Source organism: Caulobacter sp. GSs2 (assembly GCF_058680895.1).
In genome coordinates this window covers 313,728-326,857 of the sequence record NZ_CM178725.1, presented here as the reverse complement: position 1 = coordinate 326,857, position 13,130 = coordinate 313,728, and the positions used below count along the sequence as shown (strand labels likewise).

Here is a 13,130-nt window from a genome sequence, read left to right as displayed (position 1 = left end):
CGAAAAAACCTTGATCGATCAGAGTGCTTGCGCACTATTGCAACCCGATAGGTGTGCATAACCGTTCTAGAGCCGAATAAGGCTCGAAACCTAGATGGCGGCCGGCTCTCCTGGGAGCCGGCCGTTTCTCTTTGCGCCTTCTGCACTGCGCGACCGGTCACGCTCCGAATCTGGTCGATCGCGACACTGGCGAGGCTGGTGTAAGAATGGCCGGCAAAGGTCTGGAAAGATGGTGTATCAGGTCGCGCCCTCGCACCTACGCCGTCGGACAAATTTTGAAATCACCGGAAATGACGCCGCTTCAACCGCATAGATTCTCCGTCGCCCCGATGATGGACTGGAGCGATCGGCATTGCCGCTCGTTGCATCGGTCCCTGTCGAGCCGCGCGCTGCTCTATTCGGAGATGGTGACCAGCGGCGCCGTCTTGCATGGCGACCGCGAGAAGCTGCTGGGTTTCGATGCAGGGCAACATCCTGTGGCCCTGCAGCTTGGCGGCTCAGACCCCGCTGACCTGGCGCTGGCGGCGCGGATCGGCGAGGACTTCGGTTACGACGAGATCAATCTGAACGTCGGCTGCCCCTCCGACCGCGTGCAAAGCGGCCGGTTCGGCGCCTGCCTGATGCGCGAGCCGCAACTGGTGGCCGAGTGCATGGCGGCGATCAGCGATGCGGTGTCGGTTCCGGCCACGGTGAAGTGCCGCATCGGCGTCGATGACCAGGATTCCGAGGAAAGCCTGTTCGCCCTGGTCGACGCCAGCGCCGCAGCGGGCGTCGGCAGTTTCGTGGTTCACGCCCGCAAGGCCTGGCTCAAGGGGCTTTCGCCGAAGGAAAACCGCGACATTCCCCCGCTGGACTACGAGCTGGTCTATCGGCTCAAGCGCGAACGCCCGCAGCTGACGATCGTGATCAATGGCGGCGTCACTGACCTCGACGCGGTCGAGGCCCACCTGGCCCATGTCGATGGGGTGATGCTGGGGCGGTCTGCCTATCATGAGCCGGGTCTGCTGGGCGCGGTGGACCGGCGCGTGTTCGGCGAGGCCGTCGCCGATGTGTCCGAGTTCGAGGCCGTTGAGCGCTTCAAGCCCTATATCGCCGAGAAGCTGGCGGCGGGCGTCCATCTGGCGGCGATGAGCCGGCACATGCTGGGCCTGTTCCATGGGCTGCCGGGCGCGCGCGCGTGGCGGCGGATCCTGACGGTCGAGGGCGTGCCGTCCGGCGCCGGTCTGGAAGTCGTCGATCGCGCCCTCGACGCGGTGCGCCAGGCGATGGAGGCGCGGGAAGCCCGGTTCGCCGAGAGCGTTTCCGCTTAAGGGTGCAGGATCAGCGCGCGGGGCGTGGCCTCAAAGCGCGACAGGCGGCCCAGATAGCTCATGCCCAGCAGCGAGGTTTCCAGGCCTTTCTCGATGACCAGGGCGTCGACGTCGCGTACGCGGGCGCCGGCGATGGCCACGCTGGCCAGTTTCACAGACGCGGCGCGGGTGCGGCCGTCGGCGGTGATGACGGTGTAATCGTAGGTCAGCTTGTCAGTGTCGATGCCCAGGCGCTGGGCGTCAGCCAGGCTCAATGAAACGGCTGTGGCGCCGGTGTCGACCAGGAACCGAACGGCCTTGCCGTCGACCGCGGCCTCGGCCCAGAAATGTCCGTCGGCGCCCTTGGTGAGTTGGGCTGCGCCGTCCGCGCCGCCGAGCGTGGCGCTGGCCGCCGTCGGGGCGCGCAACTCCGGGTGGCGCAGGTCGTCCAGAGACACCACGGCCTTGGCGGCTCCCACTGCCGAGAGCGCTCCCACCATCGCGATCGCCGCGAACTTCAACATCGAAGACACCCCGCCTTGAAGGCTTTGTGACCGTTTTCTTCGGCCGTTGAAGGGGACCCTAGAGCGAAAGGCGTTTGCAACCGGTGAATCGCACCGATGATTTATTGCTTATAGTTAATGATGGCGTAATGCCGATTGTCGTTTTTCGATAAATACTGTGATTAAACTTGTGTAATGAACTACATGTCCTCGAATTAACTTCAGCTATGTTTTGGACAGCAGTATCCCTTGCCGCGCAAAAAGTTGCTTATCGAGGGAACTCAAATGAAGTCGATCATCATCACCGCCGCTATCGTTGCTTCGGCGCTGACGGGCGTCGCCCATGCCGGATCGAAGGTCTCCGACAAGGAATTCCTGCAGGCGGCGCGCTGTCGCGGCCTGGCGGCTTCGGAGGGCCTTGGCCAGCTCGACACCGCAGCCGTCGATCTGCTGCTGCGCACCGAAGGCTATCCGCGCGCGCTGTCGCTCAAGCTGTCCGCCAATACCAAGATGAAGGCGGCTCAGGCGCAGGGCGACAAGGCCGAGGGCGCGAAGAAGGAAAAGCTGCTGGCTGAACGCCAGGACGACTGCGCCGCCTGGCTGCAGGGCGGCCAGTAAGGTTCAGGTCTGGCCCGTCATCAGGCTGGTCGCAGGATCGGGGCGATCGGGGAGGGCGGCCATGATCTCGGCCCTCTCCTGATCGCTCAGCCGGCCCCAACTGGCGATTTCCGGCAGGGTGCGACGGCAGCCCAGGCAATAGCCGCTGCGACCATCCACGGCGCAGACCTTCACGCAAGGGGTGGCGATCGGGCGGGGTGGGGCGGCGGTCGAGTCCATCACCAATTGTCTCCGGTTCGCGCGCGCGGCGCAACGTCCGACGCGAGCGGGGGCTCTGATCTTCATTCGGGAGGGATTTATGAACATCGCTCGTTTCGCTTGCGCCGCCTTGGTCCTGGCGACGGCCACGCCAGTCCTGGCCGGGCCCCGCTTGACGGATATCCAGTTCATCCAGGCCTCGCGCTGTCAGGCCCTGGCAAAGGCTTCCAGTCTGGGCTCGAGCGACGCCGCTGCGTTCGGCGTTCTGATCAAGGCCCAGCGCCAGGGGCGGGCCGACCACATCATCGACAAGGCCTCGGAGGCGATGAGCACGGCGAGTGGTCAGGCCCGACGGGCCGATGAGGCCGCCAAGGCCGGCCTGATCGCTGAGCGCGACGGTTCTTGCCAGGCCTTGCTGGCCCGCTAGACGCCAGCCACTTTACAAGACCGGACGCGGGCGCCAAAGCCCGCGCCATGACCGCTTCACCGTTCGACGACATTCGCGCCCTGGCTTCCGCTCCCCCGGCGGCCGGCGCCGCGCCCGCCCTGGACCAGTCCGACCGGCTGGCGGAGATCTCGTCCTGGCTCACCGCCTGGACGGGCAAGACGCCGCCCGCCGTGAACCGGCCGGTGGTGGCGCTGTACGCCGGCGCCCGCCAGGGCGTGGGTCCGCGCGGCTATGCCCGCGACCGGCTTGAAGCCGTGGCGTCCGGCGGCGCGAGCGTTTGCCGACTGGCGGGCGCGCAGGGCGCGGGTCTGGAAGCCTTCGATCTCGCCGTGGACCGCCCAACGCCCAACGCCGTCGACAAGGCCGCGATGAGCGAGAAGGAGTGCGCCGCGACCATGGCCTTTGGCATGGAGGCCCTGGCTAAGCAGCCCGACCTGCTGGTTCCCGGAGTGATCGCCGCTGAAACCGACATGATTGCGTCCTGTATGGCCTTGGCCCTGTTCGGCGGCGAGGCCAGCGACTGGACAGACGCGCCGGATCTGGTCGTGGCCGCTGTCGAGCGAGTCCGCGAGGAAGGCGGACTTGATGACCCGCTGCAGGTGCTGCGTCAGCTGGGTGGCCGCGAGACCGCCGCTGTCGCCGGCGCGATCCTGGCCGCTCGCATTCAGAAAATTCCGGTGCTGCTGGATGGCTATGCGGCCTGCGCCGCCGCCGCCGTACTTTATCGGATCGATCCGGCGTTGCTGGACCATTGCATCGCCGCCCATGTCGGCGCGGCAAAGGGCCATGCCCGACTGCTGGCGGCCCTCGACAAGCGGCCGCTTCTGGCGCTCGATATCGTCGACGAGGAAGGTGTGGGCGGCGCCAGCGCTCTCGCCCTCGTCAAGCTGGCTTGTGAGGCCCGTTAGGGTTCTAACTGAACGCGGATCATATTCGCTTCCGTTGACGCTAACGTCATCTTTCCAAACGTCCGTTCGACATCTATCGTGGCGCACAGATCAATCGGCCCCTCATCAAAGAGGCCGAAACCGGGAGCCCGCCATGAACCTCGACTTTTCGCCCGAAGACGTCGCCTTCCGCGACGAAGTCCGCGCCTTCATCGCTGAAAACTATCCGGCCGGCCTGCGTGAAAAGCAGGAAGAGGGCGAGGAAATGGCCAAGGAAGACTTCCTGGCCTGGCACCGCGTTCTGGCCGACAAGGGCTGGGTGGCCCCGGCCTGGCCCGAGAAGGTCGGCGGTCCCGGCTGGACCTCGGTTCAGCGCTATATCTGGTCCGAAGAGACCGCCCGCGCCGACTGCGTGCCGATCCTGCCCTTCGGCATCAACATGGTCGGGCCGGTGATCTACACCTTCGCCACGCCCGAGCAGAAGCAGCGGTTCCTGCCGCAGACCCTGTCGGGCGACATCTGGTGGTGCCAGGGCTATTCCGAGCCGGGCGCGGGCTCTGACCTGGCCAGCCTCAAGACCAAGGCCGAGCGCTTCACCGGCGACGACGGCAAGGAATATTACCTGGTCAACGGCCAGAAGACCTGGACCACCCTGGCCCAGCACGCCGACTGGATCTTCTGCCTCGTTCGCACTGACCCCGTCGCCAAGATCCAGGAAGGCATCTCGTTCCTGCTGATCGACATGAAGTCGCCGGGCGTCACCGTCCGTCCGATCATCACCCTGGGCGGCGAGCACGAGGTCAACGAAGTCTGGCTCGAGAACGTCAAGGTGCCGGTCGAGAACCGCATCTTCGACGAGAACAAGGGCTGGACCTGCGCGAAGTTCCTGCTCGCCCACGAACGCTCCGGCATCGCCGGCGTCGCCCGCTCCAAGCGCGGCATCGAGCGCATCCGCGCCATTGCCGCCGCCGAACTGTCGGATGACGGCGAATCCCTGATCCAGGACCCGACCTTCAAGCGCAAGGTCGCTGAACTGGAAATCGACCTGACCGCCCTGGAGTTCACCGAGCTGCGCACCCTGGCCGGCGAAGCGTCCGGCAAAGGTCCTGGGCCCGAGTCGAGCGTCCTGAAGATCAAGGGCACCGAGATCCAGCAGCGGATCACCGAGCTGGTTCTGGAGGCTGCCGGCCACTATGGCTCGCCGTACTTCCGGGGCTTCCCGAACGACGGCGACAACGCCCACCCGATCGGCCCTGACTTCAGCCATCGCGCGGCGCCCAGCTATTTCAACGTCCGCAAGACGTCGATCTATGGCGGCTCCAACGAGATCCAGCGCAATATCATCGCCAAGATGGTGCTGGGGCTCTAGCCACCACGCCTGTCATCCCGGACGCGTCTATGGCGCGATCCGGGACCGCCGCACACAGTGACCCATAAGATCCGGGCCAAGGCCTGGACGACAGAAGAAACGGAAACCCTGGGATGGATTTCAACTTCACCGAAGAGCAGTCGATGGTTCGTGACACGGTCGCGAGCTTCCTGCAGGACAAGTACGACTTCGAGACGCGCCGCAAGATCGTGGCCTCCGAGAGCGGCTGGCGCGCCGACTACTGGAAGGCTTTCGCCGAGGAGCTGGGCATCCTGGGCGCCTCGTTCAGCGAAGAGCTTGGCGGCCTGGGCGGCGGCGCCATCGACAACATGATCATCATGGAAGAGTTCGGCAAAGCCCTGGTCATCGAGCCCTATCTGGGCTCGGTCGTCATCGGCGGCGGCTTCATGAAGCACTCCGGCTACGCCCATGCCGCCTCGGTCATCGAGGGCATTGTCGGCGGGACGACCACCATCGCCTTCGCCTATGCCGAGCCGCAGGGCCGCTATACCTGGCGTGACCTGAAGACGACGGCCAAGAAGGACGGCTCGGGCTATGTCCTGAACGGCCACAAGGCCGTGGTGGTGGGTGCGCCGTTCGCCTCGCACCTGATCGTCACCGCCCGCACCGGCGGCGCCCAGCGCGACGCCGGCGGCGTGTCGGTGTTCCTGGTCGACAAGAGCCTGCCGGGCATCGTCACCCGCGACTATCCCACCGTCGATGGCGGCCGCGCCTCGGAAGTCTATTTCGAGAACGTCTCGATCCCGGCCGACGCCCTGATCGGCGGCGAGGGCGAAGGCCTGCCGCTGGTCGACAAGGTGATCGACGAGGCCACCGCCGCCGTCGGCGCCGAGGCTGTCGGCGTGCTGCGCAAGCTGCACGAAAACACCCTGGACTACGCCAAGCAGCGCAAGCAGTTCGGCACCGCCATCGCCAACTTCCAGGTGCTGCAGCACCGCATGGTCGACATGTTCATCAATGTCGAGCAGGCCGTGTCGATGACCTACATGGCCACCATCAAGATCGATGAAGACGCTGAAACTCGCGCCAAGGCCGTGTCGTCGATGAAGGTCCAGATCGGCCGCGCCTGCAAGTTCGTGGGCCAGAACGCCATCCAGATCCACGGCGGCATGGGCATGACCGACGAGCTGGCCATCGGTCACTATTTCAAGCGCGCCTCGATCATCGAGGGCCTGTTCGGCTCGGTGGATCACCACCTCAAGCGCTACGAAAACCTGTCGTTCAACGCTGCCGCCTAGCGTTTTGGGCGGTGACGCCCACGGAATAACGACCTGAAATCCGGAAAGCCGCCTGCGTCACGCCGACGCGGGCGGTTTTTCTTTGCGCTGTCGCAGTTTCCGTCGTCGAGGCCAGGCGCTGGGCGCTCAGGATGCGCAGGCCGACACGCGCCAGCGAGGAAGCCAGGCCGTGCGGGGCCTGTGCGCCGCAGAGGCGGAAAAATTACCGTATACGGAATTAAATCGCGACCGGAGCCGGCATCGAAAAACGGCATGTTCCGTGCTCTGATATGATCAGTTTACGGATTAAAACCGCTTGCGATTCCCCTGGTTTGGCGCATGCTTTTCTTCGACGCGCTGACGACTATGAGGGGACCACCCCTGTAAGCCGCGCGCGTCTCCTGGTCCAACGGCCTGTCTGGGAGACGCCGCCATGAATGTATCGAAGATGAACCACGCCATGATGTCCTTCGCCCTTCTGGGCGGGATGCTGGTCGGTGGAAGGTCCAGTTCGACGCCCAAGCCACCCAAGCCCGCGAAGGGCAAATAGGCTCAGGCGCAGCGTAGAGGGGGCGATCCGCATGCGCGGATCGCCCCTTTGCGCCTCAGGGCTTGGCGGCCGTGTTGCAGTCTGCGATGCCGGCGTCGTCCAGGGCTTCGCCGCGATAGTGGAACGAGACGACCGCGCCGAGCTCGGCGGCGACCTTGCGGCAAGTCCGGGCGATCGGCATGGATTTCACTTGCGGCGCGGCGCAGACATCGCCGTTGCAGCGCCAGATGGCCCCGTCCTGGATCAGGCTGGGCACCTTGGCCGGAGCCTTGAGCTTGAGAACCGCGCCTTCAGCGGCGAAAGCGCCAGTCGAGAGGGCGGACGCCGCGACAAGCGCGGAGAAAAAAATACGCATGATTGTTCCTCTATCCCCAAGGCCGACGGGGAGGTCGGCCTACCTACAAGTGCGTTGCGTTTTGAAACTAAGTCAACAGCCGAACACTTGTTTGAGGGCCGCTTTGATAGAATTCAGCGTCCCATGACAAGAGCGCCGGGGTCACATCCTGCGCCTTTTCGACCGAGCGCCATGTATCGGCCAGGGCTGGCGGGGTAAGGCCCTCGTCGATGGTATGCTGCAGCAGGGCGAACAGCGGGTCCCAGAAGCCGCGCGGATTGTGAAAGACGATCGGCTTCTGATGCAGGTCCAGCCGACGCCAGGACAGCAACTCGATGATCTCTTCCAGCGTGCCGATCCCGCCGGGCAGGACGACGAAGGCGTCGGCCTGTTCGAACATCAGCATTTTCCGTTCGTGCATGTTGTTGACGACAAGGGTCTCGACGTCGTCGAACGGCTGCTCGCGGCCGGTCAGGAACTTCGGGATGATCCCCAGTACGCGCCCTCCGGCGGCGTGGGCGCCGCGCGCCGTGGCGCCCATCAGGCCGACACCGCCGCCGCCGTAGATCAGTTTCAGGCCCGCCTGGGCGAAGCTGGCGCCGATCTGGCCTGCGGCTTCGATGAAGGCGGGGTCGGCGTCATTGGAGGAACCGCAATAGACGCAGACGGAGTCCAGGCGCCTAGACTCATCGGGCATCGTCGTCCACTCCAGCAAAAGAAAGGGCGCGCCGCAGCGGCGCGCCACCTATGTAGAAGCCGGCGCGGTTGGTTGCGCCGACATGAGCTTTGCATGATCAGGATTCGCACCGCCCGTTTCAAGTCGATGCTCGCCCGAGGCGGCGTGATTGGACTTCTGGCCGGCGCAAGCCTGGCGCTCACGGCCTGCGACAGCGGCCGGCGGGACGACTGGCGCCCCAAGGCCGCGCCCGCCTCGACCCAGGCCGACGCCTCTGAAGCCGGCTATATCGCGCCGCCCAACGTCAAGCAGGCCGTACAGGGACCCGCAGGTCTGGTGCTGAAGGGCGAAGGCGCGCCCGACGGCAGCGTGCGATTGGGCGCGCCGACCGGCGAGGCGCTGGTGGGCCAGATCGACGCGCTCGGACAATGGAGCCTGACCGTCCCGCGCAGCGATCGTGTTCGCCTGTATGGCCTGTCGATGACCCGCGGAGGCCGCACCGTTCAGGCCGAGGGCTATGTGATGGTCACGCCTGAAGGCGAAGTGGCCCTGCTGCGGGCCGGCTCAGGCGCCTGGCGCCTGGCGCCGGGCTCTTCGTCGCCCATTATCCTGGCGGTCGATGTCGATCCGGAGGGCGGGGCGGTGATCTCGGGCATGGCCACGCCGGGCGCAGGTCTGGGCGTTCGCGTCGACAGGACGCCGCGCGCCGTCGGGCAGGCCGCTGAGGATGGGCGCTTTTCTCTGTCGCTCAGCGAAACGCTGGGCATCGGCGCGCATGACATTCAGGTCAGCGGCGAGGGCGGCGAGCAAAGGATCAGGATCGTGGTCTCGCCTGCGGCGTCGCTTGTTGATGGACCGGTTCGCGCCCAGCGCGTCGATACCGGATGGCGCGTTGACTGGATGACGCCGGGCGGAGGCGTGCAGACCACCCTGATCATCCAGGCCTCAGGCTCATGAGGGGTTTCGGCTCGGCGCCGTCAGCACGCCAGGCGGTCACGGGTGCGATCGCGCCGCCTGCGGTCCGCGTTCGCTTCTGGAGCGCGATGGGCGATCTTTTCCGGCTGGTGCTGCGATCCAAAGCGCCAGGGCTTCGCTGGCGGGTCTCACTGGCCCTGGTGTTCACCCTGATCGGCAAGGCCCTGGGCGTTCTGGCCCCACTGCTGCTGGGCGCGGCGGTCAACCGACTGGCGGCAGGGCAGGGTGTTGCGACGAGCGTCACCTGGACCTTCGCAGGCCTGGCGGCGGGATGGGCCCTGGTGCGCTTCATCTCGGCGGCGGCGCCGCAGGCGCGGGACGCCGTGTTCACGCCCGTGGCCCAGGCGGCCCAGAACCAGGCGGCTGTTGAGACCTTTGCCCACGCCCTCTCACTGTCGATCGACTTTCATCAGTCCAAGCGCACGGGATCGCTGTCGCGGGTGATCGACCGGGGCGCGCGGTCCATGGATTTCCTGCTGCGCAGCCTGGTCTTCAACCTGGGCCCGACCGCCATCGAGTTGCTGATGGCCGCTGCCGTGCTGGCCAAGGCCTATGACTGGCGGTTCGCGGTCATCGCCCTGCTGACCGTGGGCGTCTACGGCTACATCACCTTTGCCATTTCGGACTGGCGCATCGGTCATCGCCGCGCGCTGAACGAGGCCGACGCCGAGGCTGCGGGCCGGGCGGTGGACTCCCTGATCAATTACGAGACCGTCAAGTCCTTCGGCGGCGAGGACCGGGCGGTCGGTGGCTACAAGAGCGCGCTCGACGTCTATGGCGACGCCCAGGTCAAGGCGACCAACTCGCTGACCGTGCTCAACACCGTGCAGGCGGCGGTGATGAGTCTGGGTCTAGGCGCCATGGCCGTGCTGGCGGGAACCGAAGCCTCGGCCGGGCGCATGGGACCGGGCGACGTCACGGCCGCCGTGCTGATCCTGATCAATCTTTACGCGCCGCTCAACATCCTAGGCTTTGCCTATCGCGAGATCCGCCAGTCCTTCATCGACATGGAGGCCATGCTCGATCTGCGCCGGCAAAGCGCCGACGTGGCCGATGCGCCGGACGCCGTCGACCTGCCGCCCCGCGCCGACCAGCGCGGCGGCGCCGTGGTGTTCGAGGCCGTATCGTTCCGCCATGGCGCGCGATCGGAGGGGCTGAAGGATGTCAGCTTCTCGATCCCGCCGGGAACCACGGTCGCGATCGTCGGGCCGTCGGGCGCGGGAAAGACCACGCTGGTGCGTCTGGCGCTGCGAATGATCGACCCGCAGTCGGGCCGGATCACCCTGGACGGCTGCGATCTGCGCGATCTGCGTCAGGCGTCGCTGCGCCGCGCGGTCGCTCTGGTGCCGCAGGATGTGGCCCTCTTCAACGACACGGTGCTCAGCAATATCGGCTTCGCGCGGCCCGAAGCGACCGAGGCTGAAATCTGGGCGGCGGCGGAGGCCGCCGAACTGGGTGAGTTCATCCGCAATCTGCCTGAAGGCATGGCCACCAAGGTCGGTGAGCGGGGTTTGAAACTGTCCGGCGGCGAGCGCCAGCGGGTCGGCATCGCCCGGGCTCTCCTGGCCCAGCCGCGGGTGCTGATCCTCGACGAGGCGACCAGCGCCCTGGACAGCCGCACCGAGGCGGCCATCCAGGAGACCCTGCGCAAGGCCAGGGCGGGCCGCACCACGCTGGTGGTGGCCCATCGCCTCTCAACCATCGCCGACGCCGACGAGATCGTCGTCCTGCGTCGCGGCAAGATCGTCGAGCGCGGCGCCCATGCTGCTCTGCTGGAAGCCGGTGGCGAGTACGCGGCGCTCTGGCGACGCCAGACCCGGGAAAAGCCGGCGACCTGACCGCCCTTCGCGCGTTGGCTTAGAGGGGCTATATCCATCGCACACAGTCTGGGAGTTTCGCCTTGCGCTATCTGCACACCATGGTCCGCGTCCGCGATCTGGACGCTTCGCTGCGGTTCTATTGCGAAGGCCTGGGCCTGACCGAAATGTACCGGATGGAAAACAACCAGGGCCGCTTCACCCTGGTGTTTCTGGCCGCGCCGGAAGATGTCGAGCTGGCCAAGGCGCGCCAGGCGCCGCTGGTCGAGCTGACCTATAACTGGGACCCTGAGGACTATGACGGCGGCCGCAACTTCGGTCACCTGGCCTACCGGGTCGATGACATCTACGAGACCTGCCAGCGCCTGATGGACATGGGCGTGATCATCAACCGACCGCCGCGCGACGGCCACATGGCGTTCGTGCGCTCGCCGGACAATATCTCGGTCGAATTGCTTCAGGACGGCAACCTGCCGGCCGCCGAACCCTGGGCGTCGATGCCCAATATCGGGGCCTGGTAGGTCCGGTCAGGGGCGGGCCGAGGCCAGCTCTTCAAGTCGGCGGCGGGGATGATCGGCGATAGCCGCCCAGACCAGCTGCTCCAGGCGCAGGCGATAGGCGGCGTCATAGCCGGCCGTGAAGGGCGACTGGCCGGCGCCGGGCGGATCGGCCGCGATGGCCCGCGCCAGCTGCTTTCGGGCCAGCACGGCTTCGCGATTGATAGGGGGCTCCATGCGCTCCGTAGCGACCCAGCTGTCCAGCTCGATCGTGGCCTTGACGGCGGTCTGGATCAGGGCGGGCAGGGACTGAATGTCCTGGCGCACCTCGATCTGCAGGGCCGGCGCGACGGACTTGCTATCCGCGATCTTGAAATGGAGCGTGCCCACAACGCGCTGCAGGGTCGCGGGCCAATGGTCGTCGGCAGTGATCATGGTTGAGCCATAGCGCCGACGACAGCGTCGGTGAAGGGTCGCGTAGCGCTGTTCGTTCGGTCATGGAACCCGGCTGCGAGCAAGTGCTCCGGCGCGGCCCTCAAATTGGGGAAAGCTTCCGCAGAGACGCAAACTCAAATTCGCTTCAACTGCGCGAACCGAGGATCTGAAAGGTCTGGGGAGAGAAAGCGCGGCCTTCGCCGAAGCGAAGGCCGCTGCTCAAGCCGGAGGTGGCTCCGCGGGTAGGATTCGAACCTACGACCAGCCGGTTAACAGCCGGCTGCTCTACCACTGAGCTACCGCGGAACAGGTCGCCTCAGGAAGAGGCCGGGTGATAGCCGCCTCATTGACTCGGCGCAAGCGCCTTCGAACAAAAAAACAGCCCGGCTTGTGACCGGGCTGTGGAAAGTCAGTGATGGTGGGGTGTCTTCAATGAAGACAGCTGGAAACTGCGCCTTTATGGTTAATCGGATCTTAATTTCAGCCCCAACCAAAAGGTCGCAGCCCATCGTTCCGCGCCTTTGCATGCGTTCGCATTGCCTTGGGGGGAGGGGCGGACCTATAAGCGGCGCGAACGTCTAGTCCGACCGAGGGATTCCATGAGCACCGATTTCGCCGCCGCGCGGCTGAACATGGTGGAAAGCCAGATCCGCACCGCCGACGTCACCGACCTGCCCTTGCAGGACGCGTTGCGCGTTGTAGCCCGCGAGGCTGTGGTCCCGGCCGGCAAGGCCTACCTGGCCTATGCCGACGCCGAGGTCGAATATGCACCCGGCCGCTGGCTGCTGCGCCCGCGGGACGTGGGCAAGCTGCTGCAATATCTGAAGCCCCGCGCGGGCGAGAAGGCCCTGGCCATCGCTGCGCCCTATGCGGCGGCGGTGCTTGAGGCCATGGGGCTTTCGGTCACCCGCCTGGATGGCGACGATCTGAGCAGCCCGGCCGGCTTTGGCTATGACGTGATCATTTGCGAAGGTGCGGTCGGCGCGGCTCCGGTCGGCTGGACCAAGGCCCTGGCGGTCGGCGGCCGTCTGGGCGTTGTCGAACGGAGCGGCCCCGTGGGGCAGGCGACGATCTATGTGCATGCCGAAGAAGGCGTGGGCCGCCGCAACGTGTTCGACTCGACTCCGCCCTTGCTGGCGGGTTTTTCCGCCGCGCCCGGTTTCGCGTTCTAGCCCGGACCGGACGGGGTCATTTTCGTTGTGGAAACATGCTCGCAACGTGAGCGTGAAAAAAGCTTAACTGGCGGCCGGTGGCGCTCAGCCCTACACGCGATCATATATGAGTGCGGGCGCGAGC

Annotated in this window: 16 protein-coding genes and 1 tRNA gene; 11 read left to right on the top strand and 6 right to left on the bottom strand. The window is 66.0% G+C overall.

The window, feature by feature from the left end; genetic code table 11:
* Positions 1-290 precede the first annotated feature (290 nt).
* A complete protein-coding gene (gene dusA, locus ACW17Z_RS01555) occupies positions 291-1,310 on the top strand; it encodes a tRNA dihydrouridine(20/20a) synthase DusA (protein ID WP_419317025.1) in 1,020 nt (339 codons plus the stop codon).
* On the opposite strand, the gene ACW17Z_RS01550 is transcribed toward dusA, so the two are convergent.
* A complete protein-coding gene (locus ACW17Z_RS01550; RefSeq protein WP_419317023.1) occupies positions 1,307-1,822 on the bottom strand; it encodes a TIGR02281 family clan AA aspartic protease in 516 nt (171 codons plus the stop codon). The genes dusA and ACW17Z_RS01550 overlap by 4 nt on opposite strands.
* Positions 1,823-2,077: 255 nt before the next feature.
* Between ACW17Z_RS01550 and ACW17Z_RS01545 the strand changes: the two genes are divergently transcribed.
* The gene (locus tag ACW17Z_RS01545) at positions 2,078-2,410 is read left to right on the top strand and encodes a hypothetical protein (RefSeq protein WP_492057324.1); all 333 of its coding nucleotides are present in this window, start codon (positions 2,078-2,080) and stop codon (positions 2,408-2,410) included.
* Positions 2,411-2,413: 3 nt separating this feature from the next.
* Here the strand turns inward: ACW17Z_RS01545 and ACW17Z_RS01540 are convergent, their stop codons facing one another.
* Positions 2,414-2,629: a DUF1289 domain-containing protein gene (locus ACW17Z_RS01540; protein WP_492057323.1), complete on the bottom strand. Its 216-nt coding sequence runs from the start codon at positions 2,627-2,629 to the stop codon at positions 2,414-2,416.
* A 79-nt stretch (positions 2,630-2,708) separates the two neighbouring features.
* On the opposite strand from ACW17Z_RS01540, the gene ACW17Z_RS01535 reads away from it, so the two are divergent.
* The 5 genes from ACW17Z_RS01535 to ACW17Z_RS01515 all read left to right on the top strand — a co-directional run bounded on the left by ACW17Z_RS01535 (position 2,709) and on the right by ACW17Z_RS01515 (position 7,100).
* On the top strand, positions 2,709-3,035 hold the full coding sequence (locus ACW17Z_RS01535) for a hypothetical protein (RefSeq protein ID WP_492057322.1): 327 nt from the start codon (positions 2,709-2,711) through the stop codon (positions 3,033-3,035).
* Positions 3,036-3,082: 47 nt separating this feature from the next.
* Positions 3,083-3,964: a nicotinate-nucleotide--dimethylbenzimidazole phosphoribosyltransferase gene (locus tag ACW17Z_RS01530; protein ID WP_419317016.1), complete on the top strand. Its 882-nt coding sequence runs from the start codon at positions 3,083-3,085 to the stop codon at positions 3,962-3,964.
* Positions 3,965-4,097: 133 nt separating this feature from the next.
* Positions 4,098-5,312 carry an acyl-CoA dehydrogenase family protein gene (locus ACW17Z_RS01525; RefSeq protein WP_419317015.1) on the top strand — a complete coding sequence of 405 codons (1,215 nt, stop codon included), beginning with the start codon at positions 4,098-4,100 and terminating at the stop codon, positions 5,310-5,312.
* Positions 5,313-5,425: 113 nt separating this feature from the next.
* Positions 5,426-6,571 (top strand): acyl-CoA dehydrogenase family protein, encoded by a 1,146-nt coding sequence (locus ACW17Z_RS01520; protein WP_419317014.1) that lies wholly within the window; start codon positions 5,426-5,428, stop codon positions 6,569-6,571.
* A gap of 397 nt (positions 6,572-6,968) precedes the next feature.
* On the top strand, positions 6,969-7,100 hold the full coding sequence (locus ACW17Z_RS01515; protein ID WP_419255846.1) for a hypothetical protein: 132 nt from the start codon (positions 6,969-6,971) through the stop codon (positions 7,098-7,100).
* 55 nt (positions 7,101-7,155) lie between these two features.
* Here ACW17Z_RS01515 and ACW17Z_RS01510 read toward each other — a convergent pair whose 3' ends face one another.
* The gene (locus tag ACW17Z_RS01510) at positions 7,156-7,455 is read right to left on the bottom strand and encodes a DUF8200 family protein (RefSeq protein ID WP_419317013.1); all 300 of its coding nucleotides are present in this window, start codon (positions 7,453-7,455) and stop codon (positions 7,156-7,158) included.
* Positions 7,456-7,522: 67 nt separating this feature from the next.
* Complete coding sequence (locus tag ACW17Z_RS01505) at positions 7,523-8,131, bottom strand: LOG family protein (RefSeq protein WP_492057321.1); 609 nt, start codon at positions 8,129-8,131, stop codon at positions 7,523-7,525.
* A 93-nt stretch (positions 8,132-8,224) separates the two neighbouring features.
* Between ACW17Z_RS01505 and ACW17Z_RS01500 the strand changes: the two genes are divergently transcribed.
* The 3 genes from ACW17Z_RS01500 (at position 8,225) to ACW17Z_RS01490 (ending at position 11,423) form a co-directional block, all read left to right on the top strand.
* Positions 8,225-9,067 carry a hypothetical protein gene (locus ACW17Z_RS01500; RefSeq protein ID WP_492057320.1) on the top strand — a complete coding sequence of 281 codons (843 nt, stop codon included), beginning with the start codon at positions 8,225-8,227 and terminating at the stop codon, positions 9,065-9,067.
* Entirely contained in the window at positions 9,064-10,923 is a 1,860-nt protein-coding gene (locus ACW17Z_RS01495; RefSeq protein ID WP_419317010.1) for an ABCB family ABC transporter ATP-binding protein/permease, read from the top strand. Before ACW17Z_RS01500 ends, ACW17Z_RS01495 begins: the two co-directional genes overlap by 4 nt.
* Positions 10,924-10,985: 62 nt before the next feature.
* On the top strand, positions 10,986-11,423 hold the full coding sequence (locus ACW17Z_RS01490) for a VOC family protein (RefSeq protein WP_492057319.1): 438 nt from the start codon (positions 10,986-10,988) through the stop codon (positions 11,421-11,423).
* A 6-nt stretch (positions 11,424-11,429) separates the two neighbouring features.
* Here ACW17Z_RS01490 and ACW17Z_RS01485 read toward each other — a convergent pair whose 3' ends face one another.
* Both ACW17Z_RS01485 and ACW17Z_RS01480 read right to left on the bottom strand, forming a co-directional pair.
* Positions 11,430-11,834 carry a hypothetical protein gene (locus tag ACW17Z_RS01485; protein ID WP_492057318.1) on the bottom strand — a complete coding sequence of 135 codons (405 nt, stop codon included), beginning with the start codon at positions 11,832-11,834 and terminating at the stop codon, positions 11,430-11,432.
* 231 nt (positions 11,835-12,065) lie between these two features.
* Positions 12,066-12,140: transfer RNA gene (locus ACW17Z_RS01480), tRNA-Asn, on the bottom strand.
* 293 nt (positions 12,141-12,433) lie between these two features.
* Between ACW17Z_RS01480 and ACW17Z_RS01475 the strand changes: the two genes are divergently transcribed.
* On the top strand, positions 12,434-13,006 hold the full coding sequence (locus ACW17Z_RS01475; RefSeq protein ID WP_492057316.1) for a protein-L-isoaspartate O-methyltransferase family protein: 573 nt from the start codon (positions 12,434-12,436) through the stop codon (positions 13,004-13,006).
* Positions 13,007-13,130 lie beyond the last annotated feature (124 nt).